Origin of the sequence: Actinacidiphila epipremni, assembly GCF_012034175.1 — a bacterium.
Taxonomy (GTDB): Bacteria; Actinomycetota; Actinomycetes; order Streptomycetales; family Streptomycetaceae; genus Actinacidiphila; species Actinacidiphila epipremni.
In genome coordinates this window covers 222,191-243,349 of record NZ_JAATEJ010000001.1, presented here as the reverse complement: position 1 = coordinate 243,349, position 21,159 = coordinate 222,191, and the positions used below count along the sequence as shown (strand labels likewise).

Below are 21,159 nucleotides of genomic sequence, written 5' to 3'. Positions count from 1 at the left end.
GAATGATCGCTCGCATTACTAGAATGCGAGCGATGGCTCGCGTTTGTCAATCCCCTCTGGGAGTACACGTGTCCGAGGCGGACGAGAGACCGAGACGGCGCCAGGCCCGCGGCGAGCGCCGCGTCACGCAGCTGCTCAAGGCGGCGGCCAGCGTGTTCTGCGCGGTGGGCTACACGGCGTCCAGCACCAACGCGATCGCGCGCGAGGCCGGCGTGTCACCGGGCACGCTCTACCAGTTCTTCCCGAACAAGGAAGCCATCGCGGTGGAGCTCGGGGGCCGGCTGATCAGGGAGATGGAGGAGACCCACGGCCGGGTCTTCACCGCGGAGAACGCCCGGCTGCCGCTCGACCGGCTGATCGACGCGGTCGCCGACCCGTTCGTCGAGTTCAACTGCGCCAACCCGGCCTTCCTCGCCCTGATCAAGGGCCCCGACGCGCCGGGCAGGATCACCGAGGAGCACGACACGCTGCATGCCGCGCTGCTGGACCGGGTGACCTGGGTCCTGGCGCTGCGCAGCCCGTCGCTCTCGCGTGTCGAGCGCACGCTGATCGCCGAGATGTCGTTCGCGATGTTCAAGGCCGCGCTCGACCTCGTGGTGCAGAGCGGGGAAGCCGAGCGCGCCGGGTATGTGGGCGAGCTGAAGGCGATGCTCTACCGCTACCTCGCGCCCTACGTCGGCACCGGCCCGGTCGAGATCGGCGAGAAGGAGATGGCGCAGGCCCGTGCCACGCTCGCCGCCGAGGGCGCGCAGTGGTTCGACGGCGAAACGGGCATGGGCGTGCCGTCGGACGCGCCTATTTCCGGCGCCCTGCCGACGAGCAGCTGAACGTGCCCTTGGCCGCGCGGTCCTCCGGGGAGCCGGCCGGCGGTCCTATGATCACGGCGCCGCCCGCCACGGGCGGCGTCCCGGGCGCGTCCGGCCCCGGCGGCCCCTCGACGGCCGGGGCGATCGAGGCCGCGACGACCGCGGAGGGGCGTGCCGTACCGGTCGGCTGACGGCGCTCCCTGGCCCGTGAGACCCATTGCGCGAGGCCGCCGGCGGAGGCGACCAGCAGGGAGATGCCCAGGCCCAGGGAGAGGGCGTAGAAGCTGTTCGAGGCGGCCCGCCCGCTCACGTAGCCGGCGCCCACCGAATACGAGGCCCACACCGTCTCGGCCACGCCCGCTCCGACGGCGTAACGGCGTACCGGATAGCGCATGATGCCCGCCGCCAGGCCGCCGATCACCCGGCCGCTGGGCAGGAAGCGCACGCCGATCACGAAGGGGATGCCGTGCCGCTGTATGCGCAGCGCCGCCCAGCGCAGCAGCGCCTCGCGGCGCGGCCTGCGGTGCATGCGCTCCACGACCCGACCGCTCAGCGCCCGCCCGGTGCGGTGCATCACCAGGTCGCCGAGGACCGCGCTGCCGGCGACGACCGCCAGGACCAGCGCGAGGTTGAGATGGCCTTCGGCGGCCATGACGCCGCCGGTCACCAGCAGCACCGAGTTGGGCACCAACGGCGGGGCCGTCGTCGCTGCCAGCAGCAGGTACGCCCAGATGACGTGCCCGCCGCGCAGGTACTCGGCGAGTCCGGAGGTGAAGTCAAGTGACGACACACTCAGTGCAACGTCCATCCCGCCGCCCCTCTTCCCGCCGCTCCCCTGCCTCCACGCTGACAGCGCGGAGCGGCCTCGGCAAGCGGGTTACCCGTGGTTCAGCCGTTTCCCAGGAAAGCTCATCCTGAGGTTTCAGGCCGGGTACTCCTCAGGTAGTAGGGCCCGTCAGGGACTGCTCCCAGGGGATCCACGAGGCCGGCGGCAGCCAGGCGCCGCCGCGTACCGGCGCGGGTCTCAGCGGCCGAGCAGTTCGCCGCCGTTGACCTGGAGGATCTCGCCGGTGATGAAGCCCGCTTCGGGAGAGGCCAGAAAGAGCACCGCCGAGGCGACGTCCGCCGGCCGGCCGACCCGCCCGACCAGGGTGCGGCCCGCCCGCCGGGTCAGTTCGGCGTCGTTGAGCCGCGAGCCGAAGAACTCGGTGCCGGCGACCGTGCCGGGCGCCACGATGTTGCACGTCACGCCCTGCGGGCCGAGCTGCGCGGCCAGCGAGTGGTTCCACGCGTGCAGGGCCGCCTTGGAGGCGCCGTACGAGCCGCCGCCGCGCAGCGCGGCCACCGACGTCACCGTCACCACCCGGCCGCTGTCGGTGGTGAAGCGGTCGCGCAGCGACTCGGTGAGCAGGACGGCGGTGAGCACGTTGCGCTCGAAGTCGCCGCGCCAGCGGGCCAGGACCCCGTGCGGTCCCGCTCCCACGGCCAGCTCCCGGCTGCCGGCGTTGTTGACCAGGACGTCGACCCGCTCGGGCAGCTGCGACAGCGCGGCCTCGACGTCGTCGGGGTCGGCCAGGTCGCAGACCACGGGGGTGATGTCCAGTCCGCGTTCGGCCCGGATCTCCTCGACCGCGGCGTGCAGGACCTCGCGGCGGCGGCCGACGATGGTGACCCGGTGGCCGTCCTCGGCGAAACGCACCGAGACCGCCCGGCCGATGCCCGTGCCGCCCCCGGTCACCACGATGTTGCGCACCGCTGCAGCGCTCTGTGCCATGAAACTTCCGCCCCTCGAGGAGAGACAGCACGCTACGGGATCCCCCCGAACCGGCCGCGAGCGGGGTAGCCTGCGAAAACGGCCCTCGCGAAGAGACGTAGATCACACGGCGGAGAACGTAACCATTACAGTGGTTGGCGGGTCTTATGTCTTGAGTACCGTGCTCCCGGCGGAGCCGGTCGGGGGGCTGTAGATCGGGCCGTCTTGGGGGACGGTCCGGAACGCGTCGCCGGGGCGACGCCCGGGGAGCTTGAGCGGCCCTCCCGGGCCGTTTTCGTCCCGGCAACGGCGCACAGCCGCCGAAAAACGCCCGGTCGGACCCGTGGGGGGATCCGTTCCGGGGAACGGGAGCGCCCCGTGCCGGACCCGTGGGGGGATCCTGCGCGGGGCGCTTCCTTTTACGCGGGGGACGACGCCTGCTGCGTCAGCGGGCCTCGACCGAGACGTAGTCGCGGATCTCGACGCCGGTGTAGATCTGCCGCGGGCGGCCGATCCGGGAACCGGGCTCCTTGATCATCTCGTGCCACTGGGCGATCCAGCCCGGCAGCCGGCCGATGGCGAACAGCACGGTGAACATGCTGGTCGGGAAGCCCATCGCGCGGTAGATCAGGCCGGTGTAGAAGTCGACGTTCGGGTAGAGCTTGCGGGAGACGAAGTAGTCGTCGCTGAGCGCGTGCTCCTCCAGCTTCAGGGCGATGTCCAGCAGCTCGTCGGACTTGCCGAGGGCCGACAGGACGTCGTGCGCCGCCGCCTTGATGATCTTCGCCCGGGGGTCGAAGTTCTTGTAGACGCGGTGGCCGAAGCCCATCAGCTTGACGCCGTCCTCCTTGTTCTTCACCTTGCGGATGAAGGAGTCCACGTCGCCGCCGCCCGCCTGGATGCCCTCCAGCATCTCCAGCACCGACTGGTTGGCGCCGCCGTGCAGGGGGCCCCACAGGGCGCTGATGCCGGCCGAGATCGAGGCGAACAGGTTCGCCTGCGACGAGCCCACCAGGCGCACGGTGGAGGTCGAGCAGTTCTGCTCGTGGTCGGCGTGCAGGATGAACAGCTTGTCCAGCGCGCTGACGACGACCGGGTCGAGCTGGTACTCCTCGGCGGGCACCGAGAAGGTCATGCGCAGGAAGTTCTCGACGTAGCCGAGGTCGTTGCGCGGGTAGACCACCGGCTGGCCGACGGACTTCTTGTACGCGTAGGCGGCGATCGTCGGCAGCTTGGCGAGCAGCCGGATCGTCGACAGGTAGCGCTGCTCGGGGTCGAACGGGTTGTGGCTGTCCTGGTAGAACGTCGACAGCGCGCTGACCACCGACGACAGCATCGCCATCGGGTGGGCGTCGCGCGGGAAGCCGTCGTAGAACCGTTTGACGTCTTCGTGGAGCAGGGTGTGCTGGGTGATCTGCCCCTTGAACTCCGCCAGCTCGTCGACCGTCGGCAGTTCGCCGTTGATCAGCAGGTAGGCGGTCTCAAGGAAGGTGCCGCGCTCGGCGAGCTGCTCGATCGGGTAACCGCGGTAGCGCAGGATGCCCTGCTCGCCGTCGAGAAAGGTGATCGCGGACTTGTAGGCCGCGGTGTTGCCGTAGCCGCTGTCCAGCGTGACCAGACCCGTGTCGGCGCGCAGCTTGCCGATGTCGAAGCCCTTGTCGCCGACGGTGCTGTCAACCACCGGGTAACTGTGCTCGCTGTCCCCATACCGCAGTACTACAGAGTTGTCGCTCACGTCATTCCCTCACCGACGGTTTTGCCTCTTCTTCGAGGTGCCCTGACTACGTCCACTGTCCCCCATTTGGCACTGGTGCGTGCACTCGGGGTCGGCCATCGGGCCGAAAAGTGGCACGGAGTGCCTATTTTGCGCCCCCGGACAGCCGATGGTCGAGAGCCGTGAAGCGTCGGCCCGCCGAGACGGTGCGCACCGCCTGCCCGATCGCCCGCCGCGAGCCGACCAGGACCACAAGGCGTTTGGCCCTGGTCACGGCCGTGTAGAGCAGGTTGCGCTGGAGCATCATCCAGGCACCGGTGGTGACGGGGATCACCACCGCCGGATACTCGCTGCCCTGGGAGCGGTGGATCGTCACGGCGTAGGCGTGCGCCAGCTCGTCCAGCTCGTCGAAGTCGTAGCCGACCTCCTCGTCCTCGTCGGTGCGTACTGTGAGCCGCTGCTCGACGGCATCCAGGGCGGTGACCACGCCGACCGTGCCGTTGAAGACCCCGTTGGCGCCTTTGTCATAGTTGTTACGGATCTGGGTGACCTTGTCGCCGACCCGGAAGGTACGGCCGCCGAACCGGCGCTCGGGCAGGTCCGGGCGGGCCGGCGTCACCGCCTGCTGGAGCAGTCCGTTGAGCGCGCCGGCTCCGGCGGGCCCGCGGTGCATCGGGGTGAGCACCTGCACGTCGCGCCGGGGGTCCAGGCCGAATCTGGCGGGGATCCGGCGGGCCACCACGTCCACGGTGAGCCGGCCGGCCTCCTCGGAGTCCTCCTCGGCGAAGAGGAAGAAGTCCGGCAGCCCCTGCGTCACCGGGGGCAGCCCGGAATTGATGCGGTGGGCGTTGGTGACCACCCCCGACTGCTGGGCCTGCCGGAAGATCCGGGTCAGCCGCACGGCCGGCACGGGGCTCTGCGGCGCCAGCAGGTCGCGCAGCACCTCGCCGGCGCCGACGCTCGGCAACTGGTCGACGTCCCCCACGAAGAGCAGGTGCGCTCCGGGCGGGACGGCCTTGACCAGCTTGTTGGCCAGCAGCAGGTCCAGCATGGACGCCTCGTCGACGACCACGAGGTCGGCGTCCAGCGGCCGGTCGCGGTCGTACGCGGCGTCGCCGCCGGGCTTGAGCTCCAGCAGCCGGTGCACGGTGGACGCCTCGGCGCCGGTCAGCTCCGACAGCCGCTTCGCGGCCCGCCCGGTGGGCGCCGCCAGCACCACCTTGGCCTTCTTGGCCCGGGCCAGCGCCACCACCGACCGCACCGTGAAGGACTTGCCGCAGCCCGGGCCGCCGGTCAGCACGGCGACCTTCTCCGTCAGCGCCAGCCGGACCGCCTCGCGCTGCTCGGCTGCCAGGTCGGCCCCGGTGTGGCCCGCGAGCCAGGTGAGGGCCTTGTCCCAGTCCACGTCCCGGAAGGCCGGCAGCCGCTCCTCGGGGCCGCGCAGCAGCCGGACCACCTGTGCGGCGAGCGAGATCTCGGCGCGGTGGAAGGGCACCAGATACACCGCCGTGACGGGCTCGCCGTCACCGTCCGGCGCCGGCACGCTCTCGCGCACCACGCCCTCCTCGGCGGCGAGCTCGCCCAGGCAGTCGATCACCAGGCCCGTGTCGACCTGCAGCAGCTTCACGGCGTCGGCGATCAGCCGCTCCTGGGGCAGGTAGCAGTTCCCCCCGTCGGTGGCCTGCGACAGCGCGTACTGCAGCCCGGCCTTCACTCTTTCGGGGCTGTCGTGCGGGATCCCGACGGCCTGGGCGATCCGGTCGGCGGTCAGGAAGCCGATGCCCCACACCTCGGCCGCCAGCCGGTACGGCTGGCCCTTCACCACGTCGACGGACGCGTCGCCGTACGACTTGTAGATGCGCACCGCGATGGAGGTGGACACGCCCACGCCCTGGAGGAAGACCATCACCTCCTTGATCGCCTTCTGCTCCTCCCACGCCGCCTCGATCCGCTTCGTGCGCTTGGGGCCAAGGCCGGGCACCTCGATCAGCCGCTTGGGCTCGCCCTCGATGACGTCGAGCGTGGCGACGCCGAAGTGGTCCACGATCCGCTCGGCGATCCGCGGGCCGATGCCCTTGATCAGGCCCGAGCCGAGGTAGCGCCGTATGCCCTGCACAGTGGCCGGCAGCACGGTGGTGTAGTTCTCGACGGTGAACTGCTTGCCGTACTGCGGATGGGAGCCCCAACGGCCGTGCATGCGCAGGGACTCGCCGGGCTGGGCACCCAGCAGCGCGCCCACGACGGTCAGCAGGTCCCCGGAGCCGCGGCCGGTGTCCACGCGGGCGACCGTGTACCCGTTGTCCTCGTTGGCGTAGGTGATCCTTTCCAGGACACCCTCCAGCACCGCGAGCGGCCTGTCCGTCATGCCGGCCTCCCTCCCCGGAGCCGATCCGATGCGATCGGTCCGACGGTATCGGCCGGCACGGACACGGCGTTCCGGGCCTGTGGAAAACTCGCGGCGCGCCGCCCGCAGACGCACGAGACCCGCAGATGCGCGAGAGGGGCCCGGCAGTCGCCGGACCCCTCTCGTGCCCCCCTGCTACCCCCGAAGCCCCCCTCGGGCGCATTACCTCGTCCGCTCCCGTAAGCCTTTCCGGAAGCTGTGACGCCCTATACGACAGGTCACCCGCCCCAAGGGTTGTCCTACGGGGGCCATACTTCTCAAGATTTTTTCAGCTGACGTGCCGTACGTACCGCTCGGCGAGCTCCGCGACGACGTCCGCGCCGTCCCGCGCCCACAGCGCCGGGTTGAAGATCTCGACCTCGACCGGGCCGTCGTAACCGGCCGCCTCCACCCGTCGCCGCCATCCGCGCAGGTCGATGCACCCGTCGCCGAGCTGCCCGCGCCCCAGCAGGGCGCCCTCGGGCAGCGGGGTGATCCAGTCGGCCACCTGGAAGCAGGCGATCCGGCCTGCCGCGCCGGCGCGCGCAATGTGCGCCGGCGCGAGGTCGTCCCACCACAGGTGGTACGTGTCGACCACGACGCCCACCTGCTCGGCGGGGAAACGCTCGGCAATGTCCAGAGCCTGACCCAGTGTGGAGACGACACAGCGGTCTGAGGCGAACATCGGATGCAGCGGCTCGATGGCCAGCCGCACCCCGCGCTCGCCGGCATAAGGGGCGAGCACCGCGAGCGCGTCGGCGACCCGCTCACGGGCCGCGGCAATGTCCCGGTCGCCCGCCGGCAGACCGCCGGAGACCAGCACGAGCGTGCCCGTGCCGAGCGTCGCGGCCTCGTCGATCGCCGCCCGGTTGTCGTCCAGCGCCGCGGCCCGCTCCCCCGCGTCCACCGCGGTGAAGAACCCGCCGCGGCACAGCGACGTGACGGTCAGTCCGCTGTCCCGCATCAGGCGCGCGGCGCGTTCCACGCCGTACTCCTGCACGGGCGCGCGCCACAGCCCGACCTTGCTGATACCCGCAGCCGCGCAGCCGGCGGCCAGTTCGGGCAGCGACCACTGCTTGACGGTCTCCTGGTTGATGCTCAGTCGCGCCAGGTCGTACGGCTCCGCGCCCGTCATGCGTCCACTCCGTGCAGGGTCAGCAGCCGGCGCATCCGGTCCTCGGCGAGCCCGGGATCGGGGAAGAGCCCGACCCGGTCGGCCAGTTCGTACGCGCGGGCCAGGTGCGGCAGCGAGCGCGCCGACTGCAGGCCGCCCACCATGGTGAAGTGGTCCTGGTGTCCCGCCAGCCAGGCGAGCAGCACGACGCCGGTCTTGTAGAAGCGGGTCGGGGCGCAGAACAGATGCCGGGACAGCTCCACGGTCGGGTCCAGGAGCCGCCGGAAACCCGCCGTGTCACCGGTGTCCAGGGTGCTGACCGCAGCCGATGCCAGCGGCGCCAGCGGGTCGAAGATGCCCAGCAGCGCGTGGCTGAAGCCCCGCTCGTCCCCCTCGATCAGCTCCGGGTAGTTGAAGTCGTCGCCGGTGTAGCAGCGCACGCCGTCGGGGAGCCTGCGGCGCAGTTCCACCTCGCGGCGGGCGTCGAGCAGCGAGATCTTCACGCCGTCGACCTTGTCCGGGTGCGCCGCGATCACATCGAGGAAGGTCTCCGTGGCCGCGTCGAGATCGGCGCTGCCCCAATACCCCTCCAGCGCCGGGTCGAACATCGGGCCCAGCCAGTGCAGGATCACCCGGTCGGCGGACTGCCGCAGCAGCCGCCCGTACACCTCCAGGTAGTCCTCGGGCCCCTTGGCGACGGCGGCCAGCGCCCGCGACGCCATCAGCACGGCCTGCGCCCCGGCCGCCTCGACCAGCGCCAACTGCTCCTCGTAGGCGGCGGCCACCTCCTCCAGCGTGGCCGCGGGCCCGCTGAGCTGGTCGGTGCCGACCCCGCAGGCGATCCGGCCGCCGACGGACCGCGCCTCGGCCGCGGAACGGCGGATCAGCTCGGCGGCACCGGCCCAGTCCAGGCCCATGCCGCGCTGCGCGGTGTCCATGGCCTCGGCGACACCGAGACCGTGCGCCCACAAATGGCGCCGGAAAGCGAGGGTCGCCTCCCAGTCCACCGCGGCGGGCGCGTCCGCGGCAGCGCGCAGCGGATCGGCGACCACATGGGCGGCGGAGTAGACGACCCGGCTGCGCAGCGGAAGGTCGGCGGCGCGTGCGACCGGCTCGGTCCGGGGTACATAGCCGCGCATTTCGCCGGACGCGTCGGGCAGCTGGATGGTCACAGCGTCAGCTCCGGGACGTCGAAGCGGCGGCCCTCGGCGGAGGAGCGCAGGCCCAGCTCCGCGAGCTGCACACCGCGGGCGCCGGCCAGCAGGTCCCAGCGCCAGGGCTCGTCCAGGACGACATGGCGCAGGAAAAGCTCCCACTGCGCCTTGAAGCCGTTGCCGAAGTCGTCGTTGTCGGGCACCTCCTGCCACTGCTCGCGGAACACCTCGGTGGCGGGCAGGTCCGGGTTCCACACCGGCTTGGGCGTCGCCGACCGGTGCTGCACCCGGCAGTTGCGCAGGCCCGCGACGGCCGAGCCGTGCGTGCCGTCCACCTGGAACTCCACCAGTTCGTCGCGGTTGACGCGGACCGCCCAGGAGGAGTTGATCTGCGCGACGGCACCGCCGTCGAGCTCGAAGATGCCGTAGGCGGCGTCGTCGGCGGTGGCGTCGTACGGCTTGCCGCGCTCGTCCCAGCGCTGCGGGATGTGGGTGGCGGTCAGCGCCTGGACCGTACGCACCCGGCCGAAGATCTCGTGCAGGACGTAGTCCCAGTGCGGGAACATGTCCGCGACGATGCCGCCGCCGTCCTCGGCCCGGTAGTTCCAGGAGGGCCGCTGGGCGCTCTGCCAGTCGCCCTCGAAGACCCAGTAGCCGAACTCGCCGCGGACGGACAGGATGCGGCCGAAGAACCCGCCGTCGACCAGGCGTTTGAGCTTCAGCAGGCCGGGGAGGAAGATCTTGTCCTGCACCACGCCGTGCTTGACGCCCGCGGCGGTGGCGAGTCTGGCCAGTTCCAGCGCGCCCTCCAGCGAGGTCGCGGTGGGCTTCTCGCAGTAGATGTGCTTGCCGGCCGCGATGGCCTGCCTGACGGCGTCCTCGCGCGCCGCGGTCACCTGCGCGTCGAAGTAGACGTCGATCGAGGGGTCGGCGAGCACCGCGTCGAGGTCGGTCGTCCAGTGCTCGATGCCGTGCTCCTCGGCGATGGCGCGCAGCGCGTGCTCGCGCCGGCCGACCAGTACCGGCTCCGGCCACAGCGTGCTGCCGTCGCCCAGGTCGAGCCCGCCCTGCTCCTGCAGGCTGAGGATGGAGCGGACCAGGTGCTGGCGGTATCCCATGCGCCCGGTGACGCCGTTCATGGCGATCCGCACGGTCCTGCGTGTCACGTGGGGTCCTCTTCTCGGTGGTTCGCCGGGCCCGGCCGGTGCGGAGCCCGTGTGGCGGCAACGGATGGCGAGCGCCGCAGCGAGGCGTGCGCGTCATAGCAAGCGCTTTCTCTCCTGCTCACGCTAACCCCTCGGTCGCGTGTCGAGCAAGGGTCGGGGATGTGCGGGGAAAGCGCTTGCTGCCTTCGCCGGGACCACGCTTCACCATGACGCCGAGGTGGGCGGGATGAGAACATGACCCGCGGGGGGACGTCGGGATCCCGCCACATCCACCGGGCTCCGCGGCAGCGGGATCCGCAGGGAACGGAGGACCGCAGCGCGATGGCAGTGACTCTGGCCGACGTGGCGGCACGCGCCGGGGTGTCGTCCGCGACGGTCTCCCGGGTGCTCAACGGCAACTACCCGGTGGCCGGCAGCACCCGCGAGCGCGTGCAGCGCGCGGTGGCCGAACTCGACTACGTCGTCAACGGCCAGGCGCGGGCGCTCGCCGCCGCCACCTCGGATCTGGTCGGCGTGCTGGTGAACGACGTGGCCGACCCCTTCTTCGGCATCATCGCCAGCGCCCTGCAGGCCGAGGTCGGGGTGGGCGCAGCCGAGCCGGGCGGGAAGCTGACCGTGGTCTGCAACACCGGCGGCTCCCCCGAGGCCGAGCTCACCTATCTGACGCTGCTGGAGCGCCAGCGTGCGGCGGGGGTGGTGCTCACCGGCGGGGCCGTGGACAGCCCCGCCCACACCGACTCGGTCACCGCGCGCCTGTCCCGGCTCGCCGCCTCCGGCACCCGCATCGTGCTGTGCGGGCGCCCCCCGCTCACCCTGCCCGGCGCGCCCGGACCGCTGACCACCCTGGCCTTCGACAACTTCGGCGGGGCCCGGCGGCTCACGGAGCATCTGATCTCCCTGGGGCACCGCAGGATCGGTTACGTGACGGGGCCGGCCGAGCGCAGCACCACCGGCGACCGGCTGGCCGGGCACCGCGCGGCGCTGGCGGCGCACGGGCTGTGGCCGCGGGGCGGCGCGGGCGCCGGGGGCGGGGGCGGAGGCCGTCAAGACAATAAGGACGGCACGGTCCCGGTCCCGGCCGCGGGCGGCGATCCGCTGACCGTGCACGGCGGCTACGACCGGGACGCCGGCTACGACGCGACGCTCGAACTGCTGCGGCGGGACGCGGGCGTGACCGCGATCGTGGCGGCCAACGACACGGTCGCGCTCGGCGTGTGCGCGGCGCTGCGGAACCGCGGCCTGCGCATCCCGGCCGACGTGTCGGTGGCCGGTTTCGACGACCTGCCCTTCAGCGCGGACGCCTCGCCGGCCCTGACGACCGTGCGGATCCCCTTGCAGGACGCGGGCGCCCGGGCCGGGCGGCTCGTGATGGGGCGGCTCGCGCCGCCGCCCGGCGGGGTGGCCACGATCGCGACGGATCTGATGGTCCGCGGGTCGACGGCGCCCCCGTCGGCCGACCGCTCCTGAAAGTTATCCACAGGCTGAACACCCCCCTTCCCTCCGGGTCCTCCGCGGGCCTACCTTTGACTCAGTCAAGGAACGATCGACTCGCAGCAACGGAACGGGGGACGGATCATGGCCATCAAGGAGATCCGCGAGTTCAACCGCTTCTACACCAACCTCATCGGCGCGCTCGACTACAGCCGCCACCTGCACACACCGTTCACTCTCACCGAGGCGCGCGTGCTGTACGAGCTCGCGCACGCGCCGCGCACGGACGCGGCGGACCTGCGGCTCGAGCTCTCGCTCGACGCCGGGTATCTCAGCCGGATGCTCGGCCGGTTCGAGGAGCGGCAGTTGGTGACGCGCGGTCCGTCCGCGGAGGACGCCAGGCGGCAGCGGATAGAGCTGACGGCGCGGGGGCGGGAGGCGGCGAGCCTGCTGGAGGAGCGCTCGCAGGAGGCGGTGGGCACCCTTGTCGACCGGATAGCGCCGGAGGACCGCCCGCGGCTGACCGAGGCGCTGCGGACGGTACAGGAAGTCCTGCACAGCGGCGTGGCGGGCACCGCCAGGGCGGACGGTCCCGCGGAGCGCGTCACCCTGCGCGGGCCCGGGCCGGGCGACCTGGGCTGGTCGGTGGAGCGCAACGCGGCGGTGTACGCCGAGGAATACGGGTGGAACGAGGAGTACGAGACGCTGGTCGCGCGCATCGTGGCGGACTTCGCCGCCACCCGTGATCCGGAGCGCGAGGCGATGTGGATCGCCGAGTTGGACGGGCGGCGGGCCGGCTGCGTCTTCTGCGTGCGCGACAAGGAGCCGGGCACGGCACGGCTGCGGCTGCTGCTCGTCGACCCTCCGGCGCGCGGGCACGGGATCGGCAGGCGGCTGGTGGAGCAGTGCATAGCCTTCGCCCGGTCGGCCGAATACCGCGACCTCGTTCTGTGGACCAACGACGTCCTCGGCCACGCCCGCTCGATCTACCAGCGCGCCGGCTTCGAACTGGTCGCCGAGCAGCCGCACCACAGCTTCGGCAAGGACCTGGTGGGCCAGGACTGGCACCTGGAGCTGTAGTCCGCCGAACGGTGGCGCAGCCTGAGCCGCCGGCCGTGCCGTCGCCGGCCGGCACGGGCGCGGAGCGGTGGGAGAGCGGGGCGGGCGCGGGGCCGGTCGCAGCGAGGACGGTGGGCGGTGCGGCGTTCGCGGCAGCCGAACGGCGGGCGGGCGCGGGGCCCGTCGTAGCGAGATGGCAGGCGGGTGCGGGGTTCCCGGCGGGCGGGTGCGGCGTTCGCGGCAGCCGGATGGCAGGCGGGTGCGACGTTCGTAGCGACGGGGTGGCGGGCGGGTGCGGGGCTCGTGTGTGCCGCGGAAGGCGGTTGACCAGGGTCGATCGGGTGCCTAGTGTCCGGCGAATGAGACTCGCCTTCTCCACACTCGGTGTCCCTGAACTGCCCGCCGATCAGGTCGCCCGGCTCGCTGCGGACAACGGCTTCCACGGCGTCGAGTTGCGTGCCAGCCCGGAGGGCCCGGTGCACACGGGCCTGTCGGCCGACGAACGGGCCGATGTGGCGGCGCAGTTCGGCAAGGCCGGCGTCCAGATCCTGACGGTCGCCGCGTACGCCAAGGTGGCTGCCGCCGGGGACGACGAGCCGGTGCTCGACGAGATCGCCGCGGCCGTGACACTGGCGCACGACCTGGGGGCGTCCTTCGTGCGGGTCTTCCCCGGTGGGGCGGACCTGCCGGCGGAGGAGGCCGACGCGCTCGCGGCACGGCGGCTCGCCGCGGCGGCGCCGGTCGCCGCGGACCAGGGGGTCAGGGTGCTGCTGGAGACCCATGACTCGCACCGCGGCGGCGCGGACGTGGCGCGGGTGCTCGGTGCGGTCGGGCATGTGGGCGCCGGCGGGCTGTGGGACGTGATGCACACATGGCTGGCGGGCGAGCAGCCGGCGACGAGTTTCGCGGCGCTGGCGCCCTACCTCGGCTATGTGCAGGTCAAGGACATCGCGTCGGCGTCCGACACCACGCCGCTGCCGTTGGGCGCGGGTGTGCTGCCGCTGGCGGAGACGGTGGAGGTGCTGAGCCGTGCGGAGTGGGACGGCTGGCTGTGCTGGGAGTACGAGAAGCGGTGGTATCCGCAGGCGGCGGAGCTGCCGGGCCTGCTGGGGCCGGCGCGGGAGCATCTGACGCGGCTGCTGACCGAGTCCGCCTGAGCCGGGCCGGGCGAGGCTGAGGCCCGGGCCGGCGGGCGGGAAGGAGGGCGGAGTGCTTGACCTGGGGCGGTTGAAGGCGCTGCACGCAGTGCATGCGCACGGTTCCATCGGGGCCGCGGCGACGGCGCTCGGCTATACGCCCTCGGCGGTGTCGCAGCAGATCTCGAAGCTGGAGCGGGAGACGCGGACGGTGCTGCTGGAGCGGCAGGGCCGCGGGGTGACGCTGACGGACGCGGCGCGGCTGCTGGTGTCGACCGCCGAGCAGTTGATGTCGCTGGTGGAGCAGGCGGAGGTGGCGCTGGAGGAGCGGCGGGGCAAGCCGTCCGGGCGACTCACGGTGGCGGCGTTCCCGACCGCGGCGTACGGGCTGCTGCCGGGTGTGCTGGCGGAGTTGGCGGCGACGCATCCGGCGGTGGAGTTGCGGCTGACGGAGGTGGACGCGCACCTGTCGGTGGATCTGGTGGCGCGCGGGGTGGTGGACCTGGCGGTGGCGCACGACTGGGACATCGCGCCGCTGCCGGCGCCGGAAGGGGTGGAGCGCTCGCTGATCGGGGAGGACCCGTGCGATGTGCTGGTGCCGGAGGGGCATCGGCTGGCGGGTCGCGGGCGGTTGCTGCGGTCGGACGTGGCGGCGGAGCGGTGGATCTGCCAGCCGGCCGGCTCGGTGTGCCACGACTGGCTGGTCAGGACGCTGCGCGAGGCGGGGACGGAGCCGGACATGGCGTATCAGGTGGGTGAGTACCGCACGCAGGTGGCGCTGGTGGCGGCCGGGCTGGGGATCGCGCTGGTGCCCAGGCTCGGGCGCGGGGAGATACCGGAGGGGGTGCGGGTGCTGCGGCTGGATCCGGCGCCGGTGCGGCGGCTGTACGCGCTGTGGCGTGCGGGGGCGTCACGCCGGCCGGCGATCGGGGTGGCCGTGGAGACCCTGCGGGCGCACTGGCCGGCGGCCGGCTGAGGCCTGAGGGCTGCCCCTGGGCGGAACCGGTGGGGCGGGCCGGCCGTCTCAGCGGCATGGCGGTGACGAGGAGTTCGTACGCGGCGGTGCGCGCGGCGGTGCTGGCCGCGGTCTGCTCGGTGCTGGTCGCCGGGTGCGGCGGGCAAGGCGGTACGGGCGGGGTGGCGCAGCCGCAGGTGGTGTATTTCTCCGCCGCGCCACGGGGGCCGCTGAACGGCCATCAGGTGCTGGAGGACCGGGCCGGGGCCGTACGGTACGCCGCCGCGTTCGGGGAGCGGGATCCGCGGGCGCGGGAGCGTATCGAGGCGGCGGCGCGGGGGACGGACTTCGGGCGGCAGGTGCTGGTCGGGTGGACGGCGGCCACCGGGTGCAGCGCGGCCACCGGCGCGGCGCTGCGGGTGTCGGGGAACCGGCTGGAGCTGCGGGTCGGTCAGCCCGAGCCGCTGCCGGAGTGCGTGGCGCCCTTCCGGGTGTCGGTGGTCTTCCGGGTCGACCGGGAGCTGATGCCGGAGCGGCCGGAGTTCGGCTGAGACGGCGCCCGTGGGGCGGCGGCGGGAGGGGGACCGTTCGGAGGAGTTCGCGCGGAGGTTCGACCAGCCCATTGACTGGCGAAAACTTCCACGCTATCCGTGTACACCTGGAAATTTCCTTCAGCTTCTCGTCCGTGTGCATTCTCCTCCGTCCCGAAGGAGTCCGTCGTGCACCACCACCCATCCCGCCGCACGCTGCTCACCGCCGCGGCGGCAGGCTCCGCCGTCGTGGCCGGCGCGGCGCCCGCAGTCGCCGCGAGCGGCCGGTCCGCGCTCAGCAGCACGGACCGCCGTAAAGTCCGGGCGATCATCCAGCGCATGAGCCTGGAGGAGAAGGTCGGCCAGCTCTTCGTCATGCGCGTCTACGGGGCGTCGGCGACCGATCCGGACCCCGCGGACGTCGCGGCCAACCAGAGCGAGATCGGCGTCGCCGACGGAGCGGAGCTGCTGGCCAAGTACCACGTGGGCGGCATCATCTACTTCGCGTGGGCGCACAACACGCAGAATCCGCACCAGATCGCGGACCTGTCCAACGGCCTGCAGCGTGCCGCGCTCTCCCAGGGCGCGCCCGTGCCGCTGCTGATCTCCACCGACCAGGAGCAGGGCGCGGTCGCGCGGATCGGCGCGCCGGCCACGCTCTTCGGCGGCGGCATGGCCCTGGGCGCCGACGGCAGCCCCGCGGACGCCCGCGCGGCGGCCCGGGTCATCGGTACCGAGCTCGCGGCGATGGGCGTCAACCAGAACTACTCCCCCGTCTCGGACGTCAACATCAACCCGGCGAACCCGGTGATCGGCGTGCGGTCCTTCGGCGGTGACCCGGCCGCGGTCGCCGCGCTGGCGGCGGCGCAGGTGAAGGGCTATCAGAGCGCGGGTATCGCCTCCACCGCCAAGCACTTCCCCGGGCACGGCGACACCGGCACCGACAGCCACTTCTCGCTGCCGGTCATCACCCACACCCTGGAGCAGTGGCAGACCACCGACGCGCCGCCCTTCCGGGCCGCCATCGCCGCGGGCATCGACTCGATCATGACCGCGCACCTCCTGGTGCCGGCGCTGGACGACTCCGGTGACCCGGCGACGCTCTCGTACCCCATCCTCACCGGTGTGCTGCGCGAGCAGCTCGGCTATGACGGGCTGGTGGTCACCGACGCACTGGACATGGCGGGGGTACGGGAGAAGTACGGCGACGACCGGGTGCCGGTGCTGGCGCTCAAGGCGGGGGTCGACCAGCTGCTCAACCCGCCGCTGCTGGAGGTCGCCTACCGGGGCGTCATGGACGCCGTCGCGTCCGGTGAGCTGACCGAGGAGCGGCTCGCGGTCTCGTTGGAGCGCATCCTGGCGCTCAAGCTGCGGCTCGGGCTGTTCCGCAACCCGTTCGTCACCCACGCCGGGGTGGACCGGGCGGTCGGCACCCGCGCGCACTTGGCGACCGCCGACCGCATCACCGACCGCGGCATCACCCTGCTCACCAACCGCAAGCGGGCGCTGCCGCTGCCCCGCCGCTCCCACCGCGGCCTGCTGGTGGTCGGCGCCGACCCGGCCGCGCCCTCGGGCACCGGCGGCCCGCCCACCGCGGTGCTCGCCCGCGCCCTGACCGACCTCGGCCACCGGGCGAGCGCGCTGTCCACCGGCACCGCGCCCTCCCCGGCGCTCATCGACCAGGCGGTGGCCGCGGCGGCCGGCAAGGACGCGGTGGTGGTCTGCACCTACAACGTGACCTCCGCCTCCGCCGAGCAGATCGCGCTGGTCACCGCGCTGGCCGCGACGGACGTCCCGGTGGTGCAGGTCGCGATCCGCAACCCGTACGACATCGCCTACCTCCCGCCGGTGGCGGCGTCGCTGGCCGCGTACGGCTGGACGGACGTCTCGATGCGCGCGGTGGCCAGGGTCGTCACCGGCAAGGCGGAGCCCACCGGCCGGCTGCCGGTCGCGGTGCCGCGCGCCGACGACCCGGCGACGGCGCTCTACCCGATCGGGTACGGCCTGCGGTACTGAGCCGCCGCGGCACGGAGCCGGCGAAGGGTGCGGGCGGACGGCGCGTCAGGCCGCCGCCCGCACCTCGCCGATGAAGGTGCGCCACAGCGCGGCATACCGCCCGCCCTGCGCGAGCAGCTCCTCGTGCGTGCCGTCCTCGACCATCCGCCCGTGGTCGAGGACCACGACCCGGTCGGCCCGGGCGGCGGTGCTCAGCCGGTGGGCGACCACCAGTGTCGTACGGCGCCGCGCGAGCCGGTCGGCGGCCTGGTTGACCAGCGCCTCCGTGGCCAGGTCCAGGGCGGCGGTGGCCTCGTCGAGCAGCAGGATCGCCGGGTCCACCAGCTCGGCCCTGGCCAGGGCGATCAGCTGCCGCTGGCCCGCCGACAGGTTCCGCCCGCGCTCGGCGACCTGGTGCAGATAGCCGCCGTCCAGCGTGGCGATCATCTGGTCGGCGCCCACCGCGCGGGCCGCGGCCTCCACCTCGGCGTCGGTGGCGTCCATCCGCCCGTAGGCGATGGCGTCGCGGACCGTCCCGGCGAACAGGTACGGCTCCTGGGGGACGACGCCCAGCCGCTGCCGGTAGGCGGTCAGGTCGAGTTCGCGGATGTCGTGGCCGTCGACGAGGACCGCACCGTCGGTCGGGTCGTAGAACCGGGCGACCATCTTCACCAGCGTCGACTTGCCCGCGCCGGTCTCGCCGACGAAGGCCACCGTCTGGCCCGCGGGGATCCGCAGGTCGATCCCGGAGAGCGCCTCGCTGCCGTCGGCCTGCGGGCCGCCGTAGCGGAAGTGCAGGTCGCGGAAGGCGATCTCGCCGCGCAGCGGGCCGACCTGCCGCGGGGCCGCGGCGGCGGGCGTCGTGGTGGGCTCGCGCAGCAGTTCCCTGATCCGGCCGAGCGAGACCGTCGCCTGCTGGTAGCCGTCGAAGACCTGGGAGAGCTGCTGCACCGGCGAGAAGAACAGGTCGATGTAGAGCAGGTACGCCACCAGGGCGCCCGCAGTCAGGGTGCCGGCGCTCACCCGGTGGGCACCGACGATCAGGACGAGCGCGGCGGCCACGCTGGACAGCAGCTGCACGAACGGGAAGTACACCGAGATCAGGAACTGGCCGCGCACCCGCGCCCGGCGGTAGTCGTCGCTGCGCCGCGCGAATCGCTCGGCTCCGCGCCGCTCGCCGCGGAAGGCCTGCACGACGCGCAGGCCCGCGACATGCTCCTGGAGGTCGGCGTTGACGACCGCGACCCGCTCACGGGCCAGCTCGTAGGCCCGCACCGACCTGCGGCGGAAGAGCCAGGTGCCCACGACCAGCAGCGGCAGGGTGGCGAAGACCAGCAGGGCCAGCTCCACGTCGATGGCCAGCAGCGCCACCAGGATGCCGGCGAAGGTGAGCACGCTGACCAGGGCGGTGACCAGGCCGGTCTGCAGGAACGTGGACAGCGCGTCCACGTCCGTGGTCATCCGGGTCATGATGCGGCCGGTCAGCTCGCGCTCGTAGTAGTCCAGGCCGAGCCGGTGCAGGTGCGCGAAGATCTTCAGCCGCAGCGTGTACAGCACCCGTTCGCCGGTGCGGCCGGTGAGCAGGGCCGAGCCCCACTCGACCACCCACTGCGTCAGCACGATCGCCAGGCCGATCGCGGACGCCGCCCAGACCGCGCCGAGCGCCTGGCGGCGCACACCGGCGTCGATGCCGTGCCGGATCAGCACCGGCAGCAGCAGCCCGGCGAGCGCGTCGACGGCGACCAGCGCCAGGCTCAGCAGCAGCGGCGAGCGGAAGCCGCGCAGCATCGCCCGCAGCCCGAAGGACGCGTCGGCGGCCCGGGCCTGCTCCTCGTCGATCTCCGGGGTGTCCGTGGCGGGCGGCAGCGCGGCCACCTTGGCGAGCAGTTCGGGTGTCGCGGGCATACCCGCGAGCGCGCCGGCCATCGCGCCCGGGCCGCCGCCGGGCCGCGCCGGGAGCCCCGCCACGGGACGGGCGCCGCCGGCCGTGTCGTCCTGCGCCGCGGCCCGCCGGTCGGCCGGCCACAGCTCGGGCGTGACGCCCCCGGCCGCCCCGGCGTCCGCCGCCGGCCGGTCCTCGGTCGCCACGGCGGCCCCGCCGGCCCCGCCGAGCGCGGCGACCGGGTCGATGTCGACGGCATCGGCGCCGAGCGCGTCCGGGTCGGTCAGCAGCGCGCGGTAGAGGGCGCTGCGTTCCTGCAGCTCCTCGTGGGTGCCGATGTCGGACAGCCGCCCGGCGTCGAGGACGGCGATGCGGTCGGCGAGGGCGAGCGTGGAGCGGCGGTGGGCGATGAGCAGCGTGGTGCGACCGCACATCACCTGGCGCAGTGCGTCGAAGATCTCGGCCTCGACCCGGGCGTCGACCGCGGACGTCGCGTCGTCGAGCAGCAGCAGCCGCGGGTCGGTGAGGATGGCCCGGGCCAGGGCGACGCGCTGGCGCTGGCCGCCGGACAGGGTCAGGCCCTGCTCGCCGACGACGGTGTCGTAGCCCTCGGGGAGCGCGGAGATGAAGTCGTGTGCCTGGGCGGCGCGGGTGGCGGCGAGGATCTGCTCCTGCGTCGCCTCGGGGTGGCCGTAGGCGATGTTGGCCCGGACGGTGTCGGAGAACAGGAAGCTGTCCTCGGGGACCATGCCGATCTGCGACCGCAGCGCGTCGAAGGTCAGCTCCCGTACATCGACGCCGCCGAGCCGGACGGCGCCGCCGGTGACGTCGTAGAAGCGGGGCAGCAGCAGCGAGAGGGTGGACTTGCCGGAGCCGGAGGAGCCGACGACGGCGACGGTCTCGCCGGGGGCGAGGGTCAGGTCGAAGCCGTCGAGGACCGGGCGGTCCTGGGTGTAGCCGAAGGTGACGTGGTCGAAGTCGACGGTCGCGGGCGCGTCGGCCGGCAGTTCCTTGGTGCCTTCCTCCAGCGTCGGCTCGGTGTCGATCAGCTCGAAGACGCGCTCGACGCCGGCCCTGGCCTGCTGGCCGATGGTCAGCACCACGGTGAGCATCCGGACCGGGCCGGTGAGCTGCGCCAGGTAGGTGGAGAAGGCGACGAAGGTGCCCAGCGTGATCTGGCCGCGGGCGGCCATCCAGCCGCCTAGCGCGAGCATGCCGATCTGGCCGAGCGAGGGCACGGCCTGCAGGGCGGGCGTGTAGCGGGCGCTGAGCCGGACCGTACGCAGCCGGCCGGCGAACAGCCTGCGGCTGACCTCGGTCAGCTTGCCCATCTCCTGCTGCTCCTGGCCGAAGCCCTTGACGACCCGTACGCCGGTGACCGAGCCGTCGACGATCCCGGCGACGGCGGCGGCCTGGCCTTGCGCGTACCAGGTGGCGGGGAACAGCCGGCGGCGCGAGCGGTTGGCAATGAACCACAGGGCGGGCGCGACGGCCAGCGCGATCACCGTCAGCAGCGGTGAGAGCACCAGCATGACGACCAGGGAGAGCAGGAACAGCAGCAGATTGCCGATGACCATGGGCAGCATGAACAGCAGGCCCTGGATCAGCTGGAGGTCGCTGGTGGCGCGGCCGACGACCTGGCCGGTGCTCAGCTCGTCCTGGCGGCGGCCGTCGAGCCGCATGATCGTGCCGAACATCTCCGTGCGCAGGTCCTGCTGCACGTCCAGCGCGAGCTTGCCGCCGTAGTAGCGGCGCATGTACGTCAGCACATAGACGACGACCGCGGCGGCGATCAGGGCGACCGCCCAGGGCAGGAGCGGCTTGTCGTGCTTGACGATCACGTCGTCGATGATCAGCTTCGGTACGAGCGGCACCAGCGCGGTGACCGCCATGCCGGCCAGCGACGCGCCGAGCGAGAGCAGCACGCCGCTCCTGTACCGCCAGCAGTACGCGGACAGGCGCCTCAGCCATCCCTGCTGCGGGGCGCCTTCCGCCGCTGTCACCGGCTCAGCCGTCGTCACACGGTCCTCCCACCGACTCGTCCTTCACCGCGAGGCTCAACGCGCCATGCTGCGCATTTC

Annotated in this window: 15 protein-coding genes; 7 read left to right on the top strand and 8 right to left on the bottom strand. The window is 72.8% G+C overall.

Going from position 1 to position 21,159, the window contains the following annotated elements; all coding sequences use genetic code 11:
* Positions 1-68 precede the first annotated feature (68 nt).
* Positions 69-827: a TetR/AcrR family transcriptional regulator gene (locus tag HCN08_RS00965; protein WP_322974161.1), complete on the top strand. Its 759-nt coding sequence runs from the start codon at positions 69-71 to the stop codon at positions 825-827.
* Here HCN08_RS00965 and HCN08_RS00960 read toward each other — a convergent pair.
* The 7 genes from HCN08_RS00960 to HCN08_RS00930 form a co-directional block, all read right to left on the bottom strand.
* Positions 796-1,614, bottom strand: coding sequence for a DedA family protein (locus tag HCN08_RS00960; RefSeq protein ID WP_167980861.1), 819 nt, complete (start codon positions 1,612-1,614; stop codon positions 796-798). The genes HCN08_RS00965 and HCN08_RS00960 overlap by 32 nt on opposite strands.
* 216 nt (positions 1,615-1,830) lie before the next feature.
* Entirely contained in the window at positions 1,831-2,580 is a 750-nt protein-coding gene (locus tag HCN08_RS00955; protein WP_167980860.1) for an SDR family NAD(P)-dependent oxidoreductase, read from the bottom strand.
* A gap of 424 nt (positions 2,581-3,004) precedes the next feature.
* Positions 3,005-4,294 (bottom strand): citrate synthase, encoded by a 1,290-nt coding sequence (locus tag HCN08_RS00950; protein WP_167980859.1) that lies wholly within the window; start codon positions 4,292-4,294, stop codon positions 3,005-3,007.
* A 124-nt stretch (positions 4,295-4,418) separates the two neighbouring features.
* Positions 4,419-6,638, bottom strand: coding sequence for an SF1B family DNA helicase RecD2 (recD2, locus tag HCN08_RS00945; RefSeq protein WP_167980858.1), 2,220 nt, complete (start codon positions 6,636-6,638; stop codon positions 4,419-4,421).
* Positions 6,639-6,945: 307 nt separating this feature from the next.
* Complete coding sequence (locus HCN08_RS00940) at positions 6,946-7,791, bottom strand: sugar phosphate isomerase/epimerase family protein (protein WP_167980857.1); 846 nt, start codon at positions 7,789-7,791, stop codon at positions 6,946-6,948.
* Positions 7,788-8,942, bottom strand: coding sequence for a dihydrodipicolinate synthase family protein (locus HCN08_RS00935; protein ID WP_167980856.1), 1,155 nt, complete (start codon positions 8,940-8,942; stop codon positions 7,788-7,790). The genes HCN08_RS00940 and HCN08_RS00935 overlap by 4 nt, the downstream gene beginning before the upstream one ends.
* Entirely contained in the window at positions 8,939-10,090 is a 1,152-nt protein-coding gene (locus HCN08_RS00930; RefSeq protein ID WP_167980855.1) for a Gfo/Idh/MocA family protein, read from the bottom strand. Before HCN08_RS00930 ends, HCN08_RS00935 begins: the two co-directional genes overlap by 4 nt.
* 321 nt (positions 10,091-10,411) lie before the next feature.
* On the opposite strand from HCN08_RS00930, the gene HCN08_RS00925 reads away from it, so the two are divergent.
* The 6 genes from HCN08_RS00925 (at position 10,412) to HCN08_RS00900 (ending at position 17,217) form a co-directional block, all read left to right on the top strand.
* Positions 10,412-11,557, top strand: a complete 1,146-nt coding sequence (locus HCN08_RS00925) for a LacI family DNA-binding transcriptional regulator (RefSeq protein WP_167980854.1) — start codon at positions 10,412-10,414, stop codon at positions 11,555-11,557.
* Between the two features lie 108 nt (positions 11,558-11,665).
* Positions 11,666-12,601 (top strand): bifunctional helix-turn-helix transcriptional regulator/GNAT family N-acetyltransferase, encoded by a 936-nt coding sequence (locus tag HCN08_RS00920; protein ID WP_167980853.1) that lies wholly within the window; start codon positions 11,666-11,668, stop codon positions 12,599-12,601.
* Positions 12,602-12,939: 338 nt separating this feature from the next.
* Complete coding sequence (locus tag HCN08_RS00915; RefSeq protein WP_167980852.1) at positions 12,940-13,737, top strand: sugar phosphate isomerase/epimerase family protein; 798 nt, start codon at positions 12,940-12,942, stop codon at positions 13,735-13,737.
* A 52-nt stretch (positions 13,738-13,789) separates the two neighbouring features.
* Entirely contained in the window at positions 13,790-14,692 is a 903-nt protein-coding gene (locus tag HCN08_RS00910) for a LysR family transcriptional regulator (protein ID WP_167980851.1), read from the top strand.
* Positions 14,693-14,748: 56 nt separating this feature from the next.
* Complete coding sequence (locus tag HCN08_RS00905; protein WP_167980850.1) at positions 14,749-15,222, top strand: hypothetical protein; 474 nt, start codon at positions 14,749-14,751, stop codon at positions 15,220-15,222.
* A gap of 168 nt (positions 15,223-15,390) precedes the next feature.
* Positions 15,391-17,217, top strand: a complete 1,827-nt coding sequence (locus tag HCN08_RS00900) for a glycoside hydrolase family 3 protein (protein WP_167980849.1) — start codon at positions 15,391-15,393, stop codon at positions 17,215-17,217.
* A gap of 45 nt (positions 17,218-17,262) precedes the next feature.
* Here the strand turns inward: HCN08_RS00900 and HCN08_RS00895 are convergent, their stop codons facing one another.
* The gene (locus HCN08_RS00895) at positions 17,263-21,081 is read right to left on the bottom strand and encodes an ABC transporter ATP-binding protein (RefSeq protein ID WP_167981218.1); all 3,819 of its coding nucleotides are present in this window, start codon (positions 21,079-21,081) and stop codon (positions 17,263-17,265) included.
* Between the last annotated feature and the right edge of the window lie 78 nt (positions 21,082-21,159).